This is a genomic window from Pseudomonas sichuanensis (assembly GCF_003231305.1).
In the GTDB taxonomy this organism is placed as follows: Bacteria; Pseudomonadota; Gammaproteobacteria; order Pseudomonadales; family Pseudomonadaceae; genus Aquipseudomonas; species Aquipseudomonas sichuanensis.
Map to the genome: position 1 here is coordinate 15,167 of NZ_QKVM01000065.1, position 16,847 is coordinate 32,013.

18 protein-coding genes and 2 pseudogenes are annotated in these 16,847 nt (G+C 66.0%); 11 read left to right on the plus strand and 9 right to left on the minus strand.

What is annotated here, in order from left to right; translation table 11 throughout:
* The first annotated feature begins 93 nt into the window (after positions 1-93).
* The gene (locus DM373_RS25335; RefSeq protein WP_110996163.1) at positions 94-1,050 is read left to right on the plus strand and encodes a DMT family transporter; all 957 of its coding nucleotides are present in this window, start codon (positions 94-96) and stop codon (positions 1,048-1,050) included.
* A gap of 25 nt (positions 1,051-1,075) precedes the next feature.
* On the opposite strand, the gene DM373_RS25340 is transcribed toward DM373_RS25335, so the two are convergent.
* The 4 genes and pseudogenes from DM373_RS25340 to DM373_RS25355 all read right to left on the minus strand — a co-directional run bounded on the left by DM373_RS25340 (position 1,076) and on the right by DM373_RS25355 (position 3,671).
* On the minus strand, positions 1,076-1,777 hold the full coding sequence (locus DM373_RS25340) for an HvfC family RiPP maturation protein (RefSeq protein ID WP_110996164.1): 702 nt from the start codon (positions 1,775-1,777) through the stop codon (positions 1,076-1,078).
* The gene (locus DM373_RS25345) at positions 1,770-2,603 is read right to left on the minus strand and encodes an HvfB family MNIO-type RiPP peptide maturase (protein ID WP_110996165.1); all 834 of its coding nucleotides are present in this window, start codon (positions 2,601-2,603) and stop codon (positions 1,770-1,772) included. The genes DM373_RS25340 and DM373_RS25345 overlap by 8 nt, the downstream gene beginning before the upstream one ends.
* Before the next feature lie 81 nt (positions 2,604-2,684).
* A pseudogene (locus DM373_RS29840) lies at positions 2,685-2,939 on the minus strand (HvfA family oxazolone/thioamide-modified RiPP metallophore); the annotation flags it as partial.
* A gap of 168 nt (positions 2,940-3,107) precedes the next feature.
* On the minus strand, positions 3,108-3,671 hold the full coding sequence (locus DM373_RS25355) for a DUF4174 domain-containing protein (RefSeq protein ID WP_110996166.1): 564 nt from the start codon (positions 3,669-3,671) through the stop codon (positions 3,108-3,110).
* A 242-nt stretch (positions 3,672-3,913) separates the two neighbouring features.
* On the opposite strand from DM373_RS25355, the gene DM373_RS25360 reads away from it, so the two are divergent.
* Positions 3,914-4,132 (plus strand): hypothetical protein, encoded by a 219-nt coding sequence (locus tag DM373_RS25360; RefSeq protein WP_110996167.1) that lies wholly within the window; start codon positions 3,914-3,916, stop codon positions 4,130-4,132.
* Between the two features lie 42 nt (positions 4,133-4,174).
* Here DM373_RS25360 and DM373_RS25365 read toward each other — a convergent pair whose 3' ends face one another.
* Together DM373_RS25365 and DM373_RS25370 are read right to left on the minus strand one after the other, a co-directional pair.
* Positions 4,175-6,535, minus strand: coding sequence for a DNA polymerase II (locus tag DM373_RS25365; RefSeq protein ID WP_110996178.1), 2,361 nt, complete (start codon positions 6,533-6,535; stop codon positions 4,175-4,177).
* A 55-nt stretch (positions 6,536-6,590) separates the two neighbouring features.
* Positions 6,591-7,787: an MFS transporter gene (locus DM373_RS25370; RefSeq protein ID WP_110996168.1), complete on the minus strand. Its 1,197-nt coding sequence runs from the start codon at positions 7,785-7,787 to the stop codon at positions 6,591-6,593.
* 116 nt (positions 7,788-7,903) lie between these two features.
* On the opposite strand from DM373_RS25370, the gene DM373_RS25375 reads away from it, so the two are divergent.
* Positions 7,904-8,815, plus strand: coding sequence for a LysR family transcriptional regulator (locus DM373_RS25375; protein WP_110996169.1), 912 nt, complete (start codon positions 7,904-7,906; stop codon positions 8,813-8,815).
* Here DM373_RS25375 and DM373_RS25380 read toward each other — a convergent pair.
* Positions 8,796-9,716 carry a LysR substrate-binding domain-containing protein gene (locus DM373_RS25380; RefSeq protein WP_110996170.1) on the minus strand — a complete coding sequence of 307 codons (921 nt, stop codon included), beginning with the start codon at positions 9,714-9,716 and terminating at the stop codon, positions 8,796-8,798. The two genes, DM373_RS25375 and DM373_RS25380, sit on opposite strands and share 20 nt — an antisense overlap.
* A gap of 170 nt (positions 9,717-9,886) precedes the next feature.
* Here DM373_RS25380 and DM373_RS25385 point away from each other — a divergent pair, with 170 nt between their 5' ends.
* The 8 genes and pseudogenes from DM373_RS25385 (at position 9,887) to DM373_RS25420 (ending at position 15,463) form a co-directional block, all read left to right on the plus strand.
* A complete protein-coding gene (locus DM373_RS25385; protein WP_110996171.1) occupies positions 9,887-10,663 on the plus strand; it encodes a YqcI/YcgG family protein in 777 nt (258 codons plus the stop codon).
* Between the two features lie 2 nt (positions 10,664-10,665).
* Entirely contained in the window at positions 10,666-11,292 is a 627-nt protein-coding gene (locus DM373_RS25390; protein WP_110996172.1) for a LysE family translocator, read from the plus strand.
* Between the two features lie 34 nt (positions 11,293-11,326).
* Complete coding sequence (locus tag DM373_RS25395; RefSeq protein ID WP_110996173.1) at positions 11,327-12,418, plus strand: hypothetical protein; 1,092 nt, start codon at positions 11,327-11,329, stop codon at positions 12,416-12,418.
* A 92-nt stretch (positions 12,419-12,510) separates the two neighbouring features.
* A complete protein-coding gene (locus DM373_RS25400; protein WP_244215134.1) occupies positions 12,511-13,230 on the plus strand; it encodes a sel1 repeat family protein in 720 nt (239 codons plus the stop codon).
* A 90-nt stretch (positions 13,231-13,320) separates the two neighbouring features.
* Positions 13,321-14,019 (plus strand): annotated as a pseudogene (locus tag DM373_RS25405) (AzlC family ABC transporter permease).
* Complete coding sequence (locus DM373_RS25410) at positions 14,016-14,330, plus strand: AzlD domain-containing protein (protein ID WP_011534512.1); 315 nt, start codon at positions 14,016-14,018, stop codon at positions 14,328-14,330. The pseudogene DM373_RS25405 and the gene DM373_RS25410 overlap by 4 nt, the downstream one beginning before the upstream one ends.
* Complete coding sequence (locus tag DM373_RS25415) at positions 14,327-15,160, plus strand: AraC family transcriptional regulator (protein WP_110996174.1); 834 nt, start codon at positions 14,327-14,329, stop codon at positions 15,158-15,160. Before DM373_RS25410 ends, DM373_RS25415 begins: the two co-directional genes overlap by 4 nt.
* A gap of 75 nt (positions 15,161-15,235) precedes the next feature.
* Positions 15,236-15,463, plus strand: coding sequence for a hypothetical protein (locus DM373_RS25420; RefSeq protein ID WP_110996175.1), 228 nt, complete (start codon positions 15,236-15,238; stop codon positions 15,461-15,463).
* A 67-nt stretch (positions 15,464-15,530) separates the two neighbouring features.
* On the opposite strand, the gene DM373_RS25425 is transcribed toward DM373_RS25420, so the two are convergent.
* Both DM373_RS25425 and DM373_RS25430 read right to left on the minus strand, forming a co-directional pair.
* Entirely contained in the window at positions 15,531-16,013 is a 483-nt protein-coding gene (locus tag DM373_RS25425) for a copper chaperone PCu(A)C (RefSeq protein WP_110996176.1), read from the minus strand.
* Positions 16,014-16,622 carry an SCO family protein gene (locus DM373_RS25430; protein ID WP_110996177.1) on the minus strand — a complete coding sequence of 203 codons (609 nt, stop codon included), beginning with the start codon at positions 16,620-16,622 and terminating at the stop codon, positions 16,014-16,016.
* Positions 16,623-16,847: the final 225 nt, after the last annotated feature.

Here is a 16,847-nt window from a genome sequence, read left to right on the forward strand (position 1 = left end):
CGCTGGGTGATTTGTCGAGTGCGACAGGTTATGGTCGAAACGGTTGTCGGCCGGCGCATCGTTGGCCAGTACTCATTTCGCTACGGACCCGCCATGCCCCGCCTGCCCGCCCCGCTCCACCGCGCCCTTGCCAATGGCAGCCTCTACGCCGCGCTCGCGGCGCTGGGTTTCAGCTTCAAGGCGATCTTCGTCAAGCTGGCCTACGCCGCGGGGCCTGTGGATGCGATCAGCCTGCTGGCGCTGCGCATGGCCATGTCCTTGCCGTTGTTCGCCTGGCTGGTGTGGCTCAGCCGCAAGCAAGGCGGTAGCGCGCTCACGCCCGGGGACGGGATGCGGGTGGCGCTGCTCGGGCTGTTCGGTTATTACCTGGCGAGCCTTTTCGACTTCTACGGCTTGCAGTACATCAGCGCCGGGCTGGAGCGGCTGATCCTGTTCACCTACCCGACCCTGGTGCTGCTGATCCAGGCCGTCGCCCAACGCGAGCGCCCCACCCTGCGCACCCTGGCGGCCATGGGCCTGTGCTACCTGGGGCTGGGCGTCGCCTTTGTCCACGACATCAGCGTCACGGGGGTGGGCAGCCAGGTGGTGCTTGGCGCGTTGTGGGTGTTTGCCAGCGCGGTGACCTATGCGCTGTATTACGCCGGCACCGGGGCGATGCTCAAACGCATGGGCTCGATGCGCCTGGCCGGATTGTGCGGCACGGCCTCGTCGCTGATGGTGCTGGCCCATTACCTGTCGGTGGCCAAGGTGGCGCCACTGTTCGAGCTGCCTGGCGCGGTGTGGGGGAATGCGGCGCTGATGGCGCTGTTCTCCACGGTGCTGCCGATCTACTGGGTGGCCTTGGCGATCCAGCGCCTGGGGCCTACCCACACCGCGGCAGTGGGCAACCTGGGGCCGGTACTGACGGTGCTGGCGTCATGGGCGATCCTGGGCGAGGCGATTTCGCTGTACCAGGTGCTCGGGCTGGCCGTGGTGCTGTTCGCGGTGTCGCGCCTGAAACCTGCGAACAAGGCCGAGGTCGTGCCGCAGGGCAAGCAGGCCGAGGTATAGGGGCGCGGCAGCATCGGCTGCCGCCTCAAAGCCTGGTCCCGACGATGACACCTTGCCCGCGCAGTTGCTCCAGCAGCGCCAGGCCATCCGCTTCATCCTTGCCCAGCGCACGCAGGCGTTGCCTTCCGGTGCCAGGCAACCCCACCAGCAACTGCCAGGCCAGTGGCGCCAGGCGGGCGAAGCGAACCTGCAGGTCGATATCGCGGTACACCAGCAGCAAGGTCGGTGCCTCGGGCGCTTCGCTCGGCTGGAAGTCCGGGCCGATGCGCTCCACCGGCCAACGATAGGCCAACACACGGGCCACACAGGACAGCAACGGCTCGCCGGCCAGCAGGTCACCGTCGGGGTGATGGGGCGGGTCTTGCGCATCGCTCAGGTACAGCTGCGCCTCGACCCATTCGTAATGCGCCAGCTCCAGCTGCCAGGGCGTATCGAGGTCGATGCCTTGCAGGTAATCGATGAACGCCTCGGCGATTTCGGTGAACAACGGTGTCTGGCTGCGGTAGTTGGCGTAGAAGTCCTGTACCCGGGCATGCCAGCGTTGCTCGCCGAGGGTTTGCCGCAACACCGGGAAGCTGCCCGCCAGCAGGCTTTCGATGGCGCCGTAGAACAGCTCGCGATAGACCTTCAGGCGCCGCGCCTCGATACCCGGCGGCGGCGGGTTGGCGGCCGGGTCGCGCAGGTGCCGGGCCAGGGTGAACTGTTGCTCGCGCAGGGTTTCAGGCATGGCAGGGAGCTCCGTGGCGCTGTTGCAGGGCGCGGATGTGCGCCGTCTCGGCCAGCAGCTCGGCCAGCGGCGGGTAGTTGAAGTCGCGTTCGAGCACCGTGGGGTGGGTGCCGAAACGCTGGCAGGCGCTGGCGAACAAGGCCCACACATCCGCCTTGACCGGTGCGCCATGGGTATCGACCTTGAGGTCCGGTGCCTCGTCGTAGTGCCCCGCCACATGCATGCCCACCACCCGCTCGCGGGGGATGCCGGCGAGGAACGCCTGGGCGTCATAGCGGTGATTGCAGGCATTGACGAAGACGTTGTTGACGTCCAGCAGCAGGTCGCAATCGGCCTCGTCGAGCACCGCGCGGATGAACTGCAGTTCGCTCATGACCTGATAGGGGGCGGCGTAATAGCTGATGTTCTCGACCGCCATGCGCCGGCCCAGCAGGTCCTGGGCCTGGCGGATACGTGCAGCCACGTGTCGCACCGCCTCGTCGGTGAACGGGATCGGCATCAGGTCGTAAAGATGGCCGTCGTCACTGCAATAGCTCAGGTGCTCGCTGTACAGGCGCACCTGATAACGGTCGAGGAACTGCCGGGTGCGGGCGAGAAAAGCGACATCCAGCGGCGCGGTGCCGCCCAGCGACAATGACAGGCCGTGGCAGGCAATGGCGAAGCGCTCGGCCAGCTGCGCCAGGCCCTGCCCGTAAACACCGCCGACCCCGATCCAGTTCTCCGGGGCGCATTCGAGAAAATCCACTGAGCCGGCCGGCATCGCCAGTAACTCAGGCAGCAGGCCGCGACGCAGGCCGAGGCCTGTGTGCAAGGGTTGCGTATTCATGGGGCAGCCTCCAGAAAGGCGCGCGGCGCCCCAAAGCGCCACGCTAGAGCATGGTGGTCAGGCTTTGCCTTTGCCTTCGGCGCCGCACTTGCCTTCGCCGCACTTGCCCTCTGCCTTGTCGGCCTTGGCCTCAGCACCACACTTGCCTTCGGCCTGGCTGGCCTTGCCGCTGCCGCCACATTTGCCCTCGCCGCATTTGCCTTCGCCGGCGGCCTTGGCCGCTGCCAACTGGTAGCCCTGGCTCAAGGGTTCAACGGCAAACGCACTGTTGCCCATAACCAGGCCACCGAGCAGGGTGGCGCCGAGCAGGCTGAGGGTCTTGGGGGTCGTTTTCATGGTGTCGCTCCACTTGTGGTTGGAAAGTGGAGCCATTGAAACGTCGCGGTGTGTCGTGGGTGTATCGCGATGAGCGGCGTTTTGTATGCCAGTCGGTCGTGATGAGTGGCAGATACACAGTGATACAGAGAAGGCCCCCTGCTGGCGCAGAAGGCCGTGGCAGAGCGGTCAGTCGTCCAGAGGCTTGGGCGGCTCGGCAGGCTTGGCCGGTTTGGCGGGCTTGCCTGGCTTGCTGTCCTTGGCCTTGGGTTCGGCCGGTGCCACCGCCACCGGCTCGGGCGCGGTGACCGCCTTTTCACTGGCCGGCAGTTCGTCGACGGCCTTGAAGATCACCTGCGGGTCGATTTTCTCACCGCTTTCATCATCCTTGAGTACGTGGCGTTCGCCATCCTTGCCCACCAGGATCACCTTGGTGCCCTTGCTGGCGCCGAGCTGCAGCTCGCGAATCAGGGCCATGGTGGTCTGCTGCTCGAGGTTCTTGTCCTCACGTTTGCCCATCATCTGGGCGACGCTGTACAGCACCAGCCCACGCTCCTTGAAACCGGCCTGCACGGCCGGGTCTTTCAAGGCCTCGTTGAGGCCGCGCAAGGTCGGGTCGGCGCTGCTGGGCGCAATCACCACCAGCGGCCGCGCCTTGCCCTGCTCCTTGGCCAGGGGGGCATCGCTGTCGGCGGCAAGCAGGGGGCCCGCGAAGGCGAACAGGGTGGCGAGGGTCAGTGACCTGACGAGCATGGGCATCTCCTTGTTAATTCTCATGACTACAGATCCTGGCGAAAGATCCGACATGCGAGCCTAAACCACCGAACCCGGCGGACAACGCGGGCAAAAGTAACTTGCGATGTCTGAGGGGTAACGGGGTGCGACACCCTGAGCATAGTCCAACCGCCCGCGGGCCAACGGCTGGAGGCATTGTGATAGCATGCGCGCGCTTCGGGAGAGGCATCGCTTGTTCACATTCAGTAAGGAATACGCCCGTGAAAGATTTCGTCATCAGCGTCAACAACATCGCCCTGTACGTTTCCCTCGGCCTGATCTGGCTGGTTGCTCTGATCACCCTGTTCAGCGTTGGTTTCCTGGAAGGGCTGGGTGTCTTCGTCGGCGGCAGCCTGATGTGGTGCATCGTTTCGGGCTTCTGGTTCGTCCAGTCGGCCACCTACGAAGAACTGCGCAAGCTCAACGCCAGCAAAGGCTGAGCCATCCAGGGCGGCGCCGCGACGGTGTCGCCCTCCCCGGCGCTAGAACAGCGGCAACTGCTGGTCGACCAACGCGCCGAAATCATCACCCACGAAGGGCAGGATCGCGTCTGCGATCGGCTGCAACTGGCGGCTCAGGTAATGCTGGTGATCGATGGGTGAGTGGCGGTTTTCCAGAGGTTCGGGCCCTGATGTGGTGATCACGTAGCTGATCCAGCCGCCATTCTGGTATTGCCTTGGCCGCCCCAGCCGGGCGTTGTATTCATCGGCCAGACGCGCCGCGCGCACATGGGGCGGCACGTTGCGCTGGTAGTCGGCCAAGGGCCGGCGCAGGCGCTTGCGGTACACCAGCAACTCGTCATCCTCGCCCGCCAGCAGGCGCTGCACGGTTTCACGCACGTAGTCGCGATACGGCTGGCCACGGAACACCCGGCCATAAAGCGTTTGCTGGAACTGCCGGGCCAGGGGCGACCAGTCGGTGCGCACCGACTCCAGGCCCTTGTAGACCACGTCTTCGCTGCCATCCTGGCGCTGTACCAGGCCGGCGTAGCGCTTCTTGCTGCCCTCTTCGGTGCCGCGGATGGTGGGCATCAGGAAGCGCCGATAATGGGTTTCGAACTGCAGTTCCAGGGCACTGTCCAGCCCCATGGTTTCGCCCAGGTGCTGGCGCCACCATTGATTGACCTCGGCCACCAGCGCGCGCCCGATGCGCGCCGCGGCCTCCTCGCCGTGGGCGCCCTTGAGCCAGACGAAGGTGGAGTCAGTGTCGCCGTAGATCACGTCGTAGCCGCGCGCCTCCACCAGTGCCCGGGTCTGGCGCATGATCTGGTGGCCGCGCATGGTGATCGACGAAGCAAGGCGCGGGTCGAAGAATCGGCAGCCACTGGAACCGAGCACGCCATAGAAGGCGTTCATGATGATCTTCAGCGCCTGGGACAACGGCGCATTGCCGTCGCGCTTGGCGGCCTCGCGCCCTTGCCACACGCGCTCGACGATGGCCGGCAGGCAGTGCTCGCTGCGTGAGAAGCGCCCGCCCCGGAAACCCTCGACCGAGTGCGCGTCGTCCGGCTGGCGCAGGCCCTCGACCAGGCCCACCGGGTCGATCAGGAAGGTGCGGATGATCGACGGGTACAGGCTCTTGTAGTCGAGCACCAGCACCGAGTCGTACAGCCCCGGGCGCGAATCCATGACGAAGCCGCCAGGGCTGGCTTCGTCGGGGCGGCTGCCCAGGTTGGGCGCGACAAAGCCCAGGCGGTGCATGGGCGGGATGTACAAATGACAGAACGCGGCCACCGAGCCGCCGCTGCGGTCCACCGGCAGGCCGGTTACGCTGGCGCGTTCCAGCAGGAAGTCGAGCAGCCGGGTATGGGCGAAGATCCGCGTGACCAGTTCACAGTCCTTGAGGTTGTAGCGGGCCAGCGCCGGCTTGTCCTCGGCGAACTGGCGGTTGATCTCGTCCATGCGCTGGTAGGGAGTGCTGATGGCCTTGCCCTCGCCGAGCAGCTGCTGGGCAACGCTCTCCAGGCTGAACGAGGGGAAACTCCAGGTGGCTGAGCGCAGCGCCTCGATGCCATCGATCAGCAGCCGCCCAGGGGCTTCGGCAAAGAAGTGGCTGCGGCTGCCATGCTCGCGCAGGTGCAGCGGCGCGCCGTCACGGCCCAGGCACAGCGGCACGTTCAGCCGCTTGGCGTGCTCATGCAGCAGGCGCAGGTCGAACTGCACCAGGTTCCAGCCGATGATCGCGTCGGGGTCGTGCAGTGCCAGCCACTGGTTGAGGCAGTGGATCAGCCCGGCGCGGTCGTCGCAGTAGTGCAGGTCGAAATCCACCTGGCTGGCATCGCCATTGGCCCGGCCCAGCATGTACACCGTGCGCTGGCCACAGCCTTCCAGGCCGATGCTGTACAGCTCGCCACGCTCGCTGGTCTCGATGTCGAGGGAGACCAGGCGCAGCGGCGGGCGGTAGTCGGGGTCGGGCTTGAGCTGGGCGTCGATCAGCGTGCCGTTGGCATCGGGCCGGCCATCGAAACGCACTGGGGCGGTGATGAACCGCTCCATCAGATAGCGCTCGGGCGGACGGATATCGGCTTCGAACACCTCGATGCCGGCCGCGCGCAGGCGCTTGTCGAGGGCGATCAGCTGACGGTGCTGGCGGCAGTAAAGGCCCAGCACCGGGCGCTGGTCGAAGTCGCGCAGTTGCAGCGGTTTGAGTTCGACCCCTTGCTCACCGGCCAGCAGCACCCGGGCATGCTCGGCCTGGGCAACGGGGATGAACGCCACCGACGGTTGCGGCGCCAGGCGCAAGTGGCGTGGCCCCTGGTCGGTGGCCAGCCAGAACTCGACGCAGGTGCCTTCGGGCGTGTCGTGCCAATGGCGGGTGAGGACAAAGCCCTGTTGGCGCTGCACTGCGTGGTCCTTGCTTGGTTTGCTGGAGGGCGATTCTACACCCTGCAGCGGCCGATCAGCGTGCGCCAGCGACGAATCCGGCGCGGCGCCCGGCAAACACCAGCAGCCAGGCCAGCCCGGTGAGCGCCAGCACCACGCCCCCGAACGCGCCGACCCCGGCCCCGGTCAACAGTAGCCCGCCAATGATCCCGCCCAGGGCAATCGCACTGTTCCACACCGTCACCAACATCGACTGCGCCACATCGCCCCCCTCGCCCGCCGCATCGGCGCAGGCGGTCTGCAGCAGGGTCGGAGCGCCGCCGTATGTCAGCCCCCACAAGGCCACGCTGGCATGCACCAGCCAGGCCGAACCCTGGGTGTGCCCCAGGGCCAACGTGGCCACGGCGAAACCGCCCAGGCACAGCAACACCAGGCCGCGCAGATGACGGTCGACGCCAAGCCCGACCAGGGCGATGCCCGCCAGCGAAGCCAGGCCGAAGGTCATCAGCACCTGGCCGACATCGGCGCCCATGCCGGCCGCCGCCAGCAGCGGCACGATGTAGGTGTAGAGGATGTTGTGGCCGAGGATCCACGCCAGGATCACCAGCAGCACCCGCGCCACCCCCGGGGTACGCAGCACGCCCAGCGCGGCCGGGCGCTTGCCGGCGGCCTGGCCGGGGAAGTCCGGCACCGCGCGCAGCACCCAGGCCACCAGCAGCAAGGCCGCCAGGGTGACCACCACGAAGGCGGCGCGCCACCCTAGCCAGGCGCCCAGCCAGGTGCCGATGGGCAGGCCCAGCGACAATGCGATGGGCTGGCCGAGCATGGCCAGCGCCATCGCCTTGCCTTGTTGCGCCGGTGCCACCATGCGCCGCGCATGCCCGGCGATCAAGCCCCAGGCCAGGCCGGCGGCGGCGCCTGTGAGAAAGCGCAGCAACAAGGTCAACTGATTGTCGCTGGACAGTGCGGTCAGGCCGTTGAACAGGATGAAACCGGTGATGGCCAGCAGCAGCGCCCGGCGCCGCCGCCAGCCTTGGGTCAGGGTGACCAGCGGGATGGCGGTGAGCAACGAGCCCAGCGCGTAGGCGGTGACCCACTGCCCGGCCATGGCCTGGCTGATGTGCATGCCGTTGGCGACCTGGTCGAGCAGGCCGGCGGGCAGGGTTTCGCTGAGGATGGCGATGAAGCCGGTCAGGGCCAGGGCCAGCAGCCCGCTCAAGGGCAGGCGCGTGGCGTTGGCGGGCGCCTCTGCGGCGGTGAAGGCAGGGTTCATGGGGGGCGTCCTGGGCAGTGATCAAGGCAGGCATCTTGCGGCGCCGAGGCACTGCGGAAAAAGATGGGTAGAATTCCGCTCACCCAGGACATAAACGTCCGCAATCGGAGCACGACATGGACAGCCTCAGCGGTTTCGTGGTTTTCAACCGGGTTGCCGAAACCCGCAGCTTCGTCGCTGCCGGCCAGTCGCTGGGCATCAGCGCCTCGGCGGTGGGCAAACGCGTGGCGCGCCTGGAGGGCCGCCTGGGCGTGCGCTTGTTCCACCGCAGCACCCGCAGCATCACCCTGACTGCCGAGGGCGCGCTGTTTCTCGAGCGTAGCCGGCGCATCCTCGCCGAGATCGAAGCCACCGAGCAGGAGCTGTCGCAGGCCAACGGCGCCCCACGCGGGCGGCTGCGGGTGAGCCTGCCGCAGGTGACCGGGCTGGTGATGCCGGCACTGGCCGAGTTCATGGCGCGCTACCCGGACATCGAGCTGGACCTGGACTTCAGCGACCGCATGGTCGACATCATCGGCGAGGGTTTTGACGTCGTGATGCGCGGTGGCCAACCGCTGGATTCGCGCCTGAACGCCAAGTTCCTCGGCCATTTCCAGCACCGCCTGGTGGCCTCCCCCGACTACCTGCGCGAGCATGGCCTGCCCGAGCACCCGCGCGAGCTGGCCGGGCACCGCTGCCTGCACTACCGCTTCCCCAGCAGTGGCAAGCTGGAAACCTGGCCGCTGCGCCGCGAACACCCCGAGCAGGACTACGACATTCCCATCTCGATGGTCTGCAACCACGTCGAGACGCGCATCTGCTTTGCCCTCAACCACCGCGGCATTACCTGCCTGCCGGACTTCAGCGTGCGCGCCGCGCTGGCCAGCGGCAGCCTGGTGAGCGTGCTCGACGACTTCATCGAACGGCGCGGCAGCTTCTACCTGCTGTGGCCGTCGGGGCGGCAGGTGCCGCCCCGGTTGCGGGTGTTCATCGACTTCATGCTCGAACGGGTGTTCCCCGGCAACGCGCTCAGCCGTACAGGTAACTGATGTCTTTGTGCGCCAGGGCCGGCACCCGGGCCAGCAGGTAGTCGCGCAGCTTGTGCATCTGCCGGGCCTTGGGGCTGGACTTGAGCCAGGTCATGTAATAACCGTCGCCGGTCGCGACGGCCTGCGGGAAAGGCGTGACCAGGTTGCCGGCGGCCAGGTCGGCGCTGGCCAGCACCAGGTCGACCACCGAAATGCCCAGGCCCTGCTGGGCCGCCGAGATGCCCTGGTCGAGGGTATCGAACACCTGGCCCTGGTCGATGCTGATATGCGGCGCATCTACCCGCGCCAGCCAGCGCCGCCAGTCGCGCCGGTCCGGTGAGGGATGAAGCAGCTCGCAGCCTTCGAGCACGGCCAAATCCGGGGCCGGCCCGGGCAGGTAATCGGGGTGGCAGACCGGGATCAGCCATTCATCGAACAGCTTCAGGCTTTCGACGTCTGCCGGGAAGCGCCCGTTGCCGAGCAGGATGGCGCAGTCGTAAGGCTCGGAGTAGAAGTCCACGGCGTCGATGTCCATCCACACGCTCGACAGTTGCACCGCGCAGCTGTTGTCGACCTTCTTGAAACCGTCCAGCGCGCGCAGCAGCCAGCGTACCGTCAGCGTGGACGGCGCCTTCAGGCGCAGGCCGTAGCGGTCCTGACGCAGCAAGGCACAGGCGTTTTCGATGATCTTGAAGCCGACCTTGAGTTCCTCGGCCAGCAACCGGCCATGCTCGGTCAGGCGCAGTTTGGGGCCGCGCCGTTCGAACAGGTCGCAGCCGAACAAAGCTTCGAGTGTCTTGATGTGATGGCTGACCGCCCCCTGGGTCAGCGCCAGCTCCTGGGCGGCGCGGGTGAAGGAGCCATAGCGCGAGGCGACTTCGAAGGCACGCAGGGCGTGCAGGGCCTGAATCCGTTCCGACATGGGGCTTTCCAGAGCATGAGCAAGACTAATAGTTGGTCATAGTTCCAGGCGTTTTACAACCTGTAACCCTTCTCGGAAAATGCCGGAAACAACAAATATAGAGCGGTTAACCGTATGGATATGCCGGTAAAACCACCTTAACTGCCGATTTGCGACTACCTGGGGAAATCATGTTTACGGGTTATGGAAATTGCTACCGCCTGGATGCGCTGGAGCTGGCCGACGAACATGTTCAGAACCCACACCACTGGACACACAAGGCCATAGAACACTTCAAGGAAACCCTCGCCAACCCTGACTTCCCTTGCCTGTTCGGGCGCAAGGCGGTGAATGCGCGCACCTGCCACATCCTCTTTGCCCGTGCAGAACAACTGGCCGACGACATCGCCCGGGGCCTTGCCGACTACATCGCCACCATCGAGCCCATACCGCTCAAGCAGCGCATCGGCAACCCGTTGCTGGTGTTCCTGCAAACCGCCGCCGACAGTTCGCTGCAACAGCAGCAAACCCTGGCCTGGGAGGTCCTGCGCCAGGTACACGGCCGTGACCCCCGGCCCTGGCCGCGCGAGGTGCCACAAGACCCGCACGACAACCAGTGGTCGTTCTGCTTCGCCGGCATGCCGCTGTTCATCAACATGAACTTCCCTGCCCACCGCCTGATGAAAAGCCGCAACCTGGGCCGGCACATTGCCTGGGTGATCAACCCGCGGGAGAGCTTCGACGAGGTGGCCAGTGCCAGCACCGCCAGCGGCCAGCGGATCCGCGCACGCATCCGCGAGCGGGTGCAGCACTACAACGATGGCGTGATGCCGGCCTCGCTGGGCTTCTTCGGCCAGCACGACAACTTCGAATGGCAGCAGTACCAACTGCAGGAACCCGGCTCGCTGAACCCGGCCCGCTGCCCGTTCCATACCTGCGCAACACCCGACCCTTTGATCGAGAACTGAACGTGAATACCGCACTGACCGCCACCTACGCCCTCACTGTCCTGCTGCTGATCGCCACACCCGGCCCGGTAGTGGCGTTGATCGTCAACACCGCCGCTGCCGCCGGCTCGCGCAAGGCCCTGTTCACCGCCATCGGCACCAACTGGGCCTCGCTGGTGCTGATCGGCGTCGCGGCCTGGATCATCATGACCAGCGCAGCCATCGACAAAGCCTGGCTCAACGGCATGAGCCTGCTAGGCTGCCTGTTCATCGGCTACATCGCCGTGAGCACCCTGCGCGAAGCCCTGCAGGCCCCGCCACAGCAGGCCGCAGCCGAAGCGCCAGCGGCCACCCGCGGCGGCCTGCTGCAGGGGTTCATGGTCGGCATCTCCAACCCCAAGGACATCATCTTCTTCATCTCGTTCTTCCCGCAGTTCATCCAGATCACCGAGTCGTTCGGCAAAAGCATGGTGGTGCTGTCACTGCTGTGGATCGCCATCGACTTCGCCGTGCTCAGCCTGTACATCTTCGCCATCGGCAAGATCGCCTCACAGCGCAGCAACCGCCTGATCAGCCTGGCTTCGGGGGTTGCCCTGCTGCTGATCGCCGGCGTTGGCCTGGCCTACAACCTCAAGGCCCTGGCGGCCTGAACCCTGCCGTGCGGCACGCCGCCAAGGAGCGTCCATGACCCTGATCGCCAGGCCCACGGCAGGTGCCGCGCAGCCGTTGCAGGACAGCTATCAGCGCTTCCTGCAGCTGGGCAGCCGCCGCGCACCGCAGACACTGTACGTGCACGAACAGGGCTATCGCTCCAGCGCCATCAATACCGACGCACAGGGAATGCGCTACAGCCATCGCGCCGGCAAGCGCTTTTCGGTGGCCGAATGCGCAGGCGCAGGGCGCATCAACCTGCTGGTGGGGGGCTCCACCGCGCTGGGGATCGGTGCCAGCACCGATGAACATACGGTGGCGTCCAACCTGTCGCTGCTGACCGGTGAGACCTGGCTAAGCCTGGCCGGATGCGGGCTCAACGCCACGCAGGAGCTGCTGCTGTTCCTCACCCATCAGCACCGCTTTGGCCAGCTCGGCCATGTCGTGGTACTCAGCGGGTTGAACACCCTCGCCCAGGAGGCACTGGTCGAGATACTCGCCGCTGCCCATGACCCGCAGCGCTCGCAGGCCCACCTGGCGTTTCTCAATCGTTTCAACGAGGGGGTGCAAGACACCGCGCCGGCGCGCCACGCATCCTTGTGGCAGCAGCTGCGGCATGCCGTTGCACCTCGCCAGGCGCCGCAGTGGCCGGCGCTTGATGCGTTGTCGCCCGCGGACAAACGCCTGGCTCGCGCCGCCGACAGCATCGGCCGTACCCTGCGCCAATGGGAGCGCCTGCTGGCGGACGACCATACCAGCCTGACCTTCATCCTCCAGCCGCTGCTGCCCTGGTGCCGCGAGACGCTGCCTGCCGGCGAACAAGCGATGCTGGCCGGGCTGGCGAAGCAACCGACGAACTTCGACCGCCTGCTCGGTGACAGCTACGACCGCCAACTGCACTCGGCGTTTTTCCGACGCATCAGAAGCCAGGCCGAGCCGGTCCCTTGCTACGACATGAACTGCATGCTCAGCAGCTCACTGGCTTTTGCCGAAGACCTGTTCGTCGATCGCCTGCACTTCAACGATCAAGGCAACAAAGCCCTGGCCAAGGTGATCACCGCCAAGCTGGGCCTGGCCCAGGAAAAACACGCGCAACGCAGAGTGCCGCCGGTCAAGCTGGGCTGATAGGGGTTTCCCGGACTTCCGGCGAGCGGACGAGGATGGCTAGAATACGCCGTCGTCGCACCTGATTCGCCAGAGGCACACCCGCACCTGCCATGACCATTCAAGCCGTCTACCCGCGCCAGGGGCTTAACGCCCTGCGCGCGGCCTGCCTGCCGCTGCTGCTGACGACGTTCGCTGCCCAGGCGTTGGAGGTGAGCATCGACCCGCATGCTGACCTGCTCTACCGCCAGGCCTTGCCGCTACTGGAACAAGCGGACGTGGCAGACGACAGCGCCAGCCCGTTGCGAACCGTTGCAAGCGACCCCGAACTGAGCCGCCAGGGCCAGGCCATGGCCCGCACCCTGCCCACGGCGGTGACGCTACTGAAGAAATCAGTGGCGCTCGATCACCCGGTCGCGCAGTACCGCCTGGCGCTGTACTACATCACCTTCCTGCCGACCACGCAGATCCCGGACGCTGCCTGCCCACTGCTGGAAGCCAGCCTCAAGCAAGGTTTTGCCCCGCCTGCACTGGCCATCGCCCGTTGGTGTCGGCCTTACAACAGCAGCCCTGCCTACCGCGAAGCGCTGGAGTCGATCCCCCGCATGGCCACCCTGTATGCGCCCTACTACCCGCAGCCGGCCACCCGCCTGGCCTGCAACCGCAGCCGGCCACAAGGCCTGGCGTTGCAGTGGGGGCGCCAGCGCGACTACCAGGCCGAAGTGTTCCGCCTGCTCAGTGACCTCGACCCGGCGCGGCGCCAGGCCTTGCTGCAGAAGGCGGTGGAAATCAACGGCTGCGCGTCGGCGCAACAGCACTTGAGCAATCGCTGAGCCCTTGTCGGCAAACCAGCAAGAACGTTCAAGCCAGCGGGCGGCACCTCTGGCATGCTGGCCCACCTTGTCGATTCGTTGTCGTGCCCCATGCCCAACCCCATCCTGGCCCGCCAGGCATTCGCCCATGGCGCCATCGCCATCCTGCCGCTGTCACTGGCCGTCGCCCCCTGGGGGCTGCTCGCCGGTTCCATGGCCATCGAAGCCAACCTCAGTGCCTGGCAAGGCCAGGGGTTGTCGGCCATTGTCTTCGCCGGTGCCGCGCAGCTGGTGGCGATCGGCATGCTCAAGGGCGGCGCCAACCTGTTCTCGATCCTGCTCACCACGTTGCTGCTGACCTCGCAACACCTGCTTTACGGGCTGTCGATGCGGCCTGTGCTGTCGGGGTTGCCGACGCGCTGGCGGCTAGGGCTGGGGTTCCTGCTCACCGATGAGTTCTTCGCCCTGACCAGCCACCACGACCAGCAGCAGTTCAACCGCTGATACGCCCTGGGGGTGGGCCTGACCTTCTACGTGGCGTGGAACCTGTTCACCCTGGCCGGCATCATCCTCGGCCAGAACATCCCGCACCTGGATCAGTTGGGCCTGGACTTCTCCATTGTCGCCACCTTTGTCGCGCTGATCGCGCCGCTGGTGCGCAACCTGCCCACCCTGGTGTGCGTGGCAGTGTCGCTGTTCTGCTCGGTGCTGTTCAGCTTCTGGCACTGGGAAACCGCGCTGGTGGCGGCCGGCCTGCTGGGCATGGCCGCGGGCTTCATCTGTCAGAAATTCTCCGGAGGCCGCTCATGATCTGGCTGCTGATCTTCGCCATGGGAGCGGTGGTGTTCCTCAATCGCTATGCCTTTCTGGAACCGCGCCTGCCCTTGCGGTTGAGCTCCAACGCCCGGCAGTTCCTCGGCTTTGCCGTGCCCGGCATGCTCACGGCCATCTGCGGGCCGATCATTTTCCTGCCTGGCCACCAGCTCGATCTGAGCCCGCTCAACCCGTACCTACTCGGCTCGCTGGTGGCCATCACCCTGGTGCTGTTGACCCGCAGCGTATTGCTGAGCATGCTGGCAAGCATGCTGATCTTCTTCCTGCTGCGCAGCTGGCTGGCATGACCACGCCCCAACGCGAACAGACCCACCTGTGGCAAGCTCCGGCGCTGGGCGACGTCGAGATGCTGCACGCCCGCTACTTCCAGCAGCGCTTCGCCCCGCATGTGCACGAAGGCTACGTGTTCACGGTGATCGAGTCCGGCGCCCAGCGCTTCTGGCACCGTGGCAGCGAGCACCTGGCGCCGGTGGGCAGCATGGTGTTGATCAACCCCGATGAGCTGCACACCGGTGCCACTGCCCACGAGGCCGGTTGGCGCTACCGTGGGTTCTACCCCGAATGCGCACGGGTCACCGGGGTGCTCGACGAGCTGGATCTGGGCCGCCACGGCATGCCGCTGTTCAAGGCCAGCGTCATCCAGGACCCGGCACTGGCCGCGGCCTTCAGCCAACTGAACCAGCGTTCGGAGGCCGGTGCCAGCGCCCTCGAGCAACAAACCGCCTGGCGCCAGGCAGTATTGGCGCTGGTGCAGCGCCACGGCCACTGCGCCGAACCCGCCGCCCCTGGCCATGAGCCACTGGCGGTAGCCCGCGCCCGCGAGTTGCTGGAAAGCCAACTGGCCGACCCACCGTCGCTGGAAACCCTGGCAGCGGCGGTGAACCTCTCGCCCTTCCACTTCGCCCGGGTGTTCCGCCAGGCCACTGGCCTGCCGCCCCATGCCTGGCTCAAGCAGCGTCGCCTGGCCCGTGCCCGGGAGTTGCTGCGCAGCGGCCTGCCGGCCCTGGAAGTCGCCTTCAACCTGGGTTTTGCCGACCAGAGCCACCTCAGCCGACAGTTCAAACAGGCCTATGGCGTCACCCCTGGCGCTTATCGCCAGGCCTGCCTTACCCCCTGACGGCGTGCGGCAATCCACCCCAGGCAGCCTGGCAGGCCACTGCTACACTCAAGGGGCTGAACGGAGGATCCCGCCATGTCCGAACGTGAAATCACCAATCTGCTGTCGCTGATGACCCAGCGCCAGGCCAACTTGAGCAGCGCCTGCAAGGAAATCGCCGACTGGATCGATCGCCAGGGCGACGTGCCCGCCGCCGGCAAGATCCGCGCAAGCCTCAAGGCGCTGGAAGCCGACGAAGCGCAGGTGCGCAAGACGCTGACGTCGCTGAGCATCGAACGCCCGCTGCCACGCTTTCGCAGCTGAAAGCACATCGCTTGAGCCTGTGCACCAGGCTGAAAATGTGAGGGCCGCATAAGCGGCCCCATCTCGATCAGTGCTTCATGTGCATATGGTCATGCCCGCCGCCCGCCTCGGCAGTAAGCGGACGCACCGTTGCCTGCACCTGCAGGGTTTCCTTGGCGCCCTTGGCATCCTCGATGGTCAGGGTCAGTGGCACCTGCTCACCGTCCTTCACCTGCTGGTTCAGGCCCATCAGCATCACGTGCAAGCCATTCGGGTCGAGGGTGACCGGCTTGCCGGCCGGCAGTTCGACCGCCTTGACCTCACGCATGCCCATCACGTCGCCGTTCATGGTCATTTCGTGCACTTGCACGGTCTTGGCTACGGGCGATGCCACGCTCACCAGTTTGCTGTCGCTGCTGGCGGTGAGGGTCATGAAGGCACCGGTGGACTGCTGGTGCGGCACGCTGGCGCGCACCCAGGCGTCGCTCACGGTGGTCTGGGCGAAGGCCGGCAGGGCCAGGCCGAACAGCGCCAGGGCAGCCAGGGTGCGTTTGATCGGTTGCATCGACATTCAGCAAATCTCCATCAGGGTGAGCAGGTCTTCGGTGCATTCCTTGGCGTTGAGGGAATGGCCGAGGCTCAGGCGCAGGGTGCCACGGGTATCGTAGACGTAGCTGGTGGACGAGTGAGAGATGGTATAGGTGTCGCCGACCGGGACTTTTTCGTAGAACACCTTGAACTCCCGGGCCACTTCGGCGATTTCCTCGGGGGTGCCCGTCAGGGCGATGATCGACGGGTCGAACGCCTTGACGTAGGCATCGAGCACTTCGGGGGTGTCGCGTTCCGGGTCCAAGGTGATGAGCACCGGCTGGAACAGCTCGAGGTCACGGCCCCGGAGCATCTTGCGGATCTGCGCCACACGCGCCAGCGCGGTCGGGCAGACCGCCGGGCATTGGGTGAAGCCGAAGAAGATCATCGGCATGCTGCCGTAGAAGCTCGACAGGGAGCGTTCGTTGCCCTGGGTGTCCTTGAGCTTGAATTTGCGCCCGAGGATCTCGTTGCTCATGTTCTTGCCGTACTTGAAGTCCAGGCCGCGGGCCGGGTTGCAACCCGCCAACAGGCCAAGCCCCAGTACGCCCATCCCGGCGACTACCGCGCGCCGGGTCAACAGATCAGTCATGGAACCATCCTTTACAGGGAAGGTGCCGGCCCTTGGGGTGGGTCGGCCAGAAAACCGGGGCATTCTGTCATGCCACCCCCTGGCCATCCACCCGACCTAGGGTGGATCGGGCTGCAGCCCTTTGAATACGGGGCGCGACCGGTTGTCGCAGGGGTTGAATCCGTAACAGTTTGTTGCTAGGGATCAAGGCAGGCATTGTTTAAAAGCATCGCGGGGCAAGTCGCA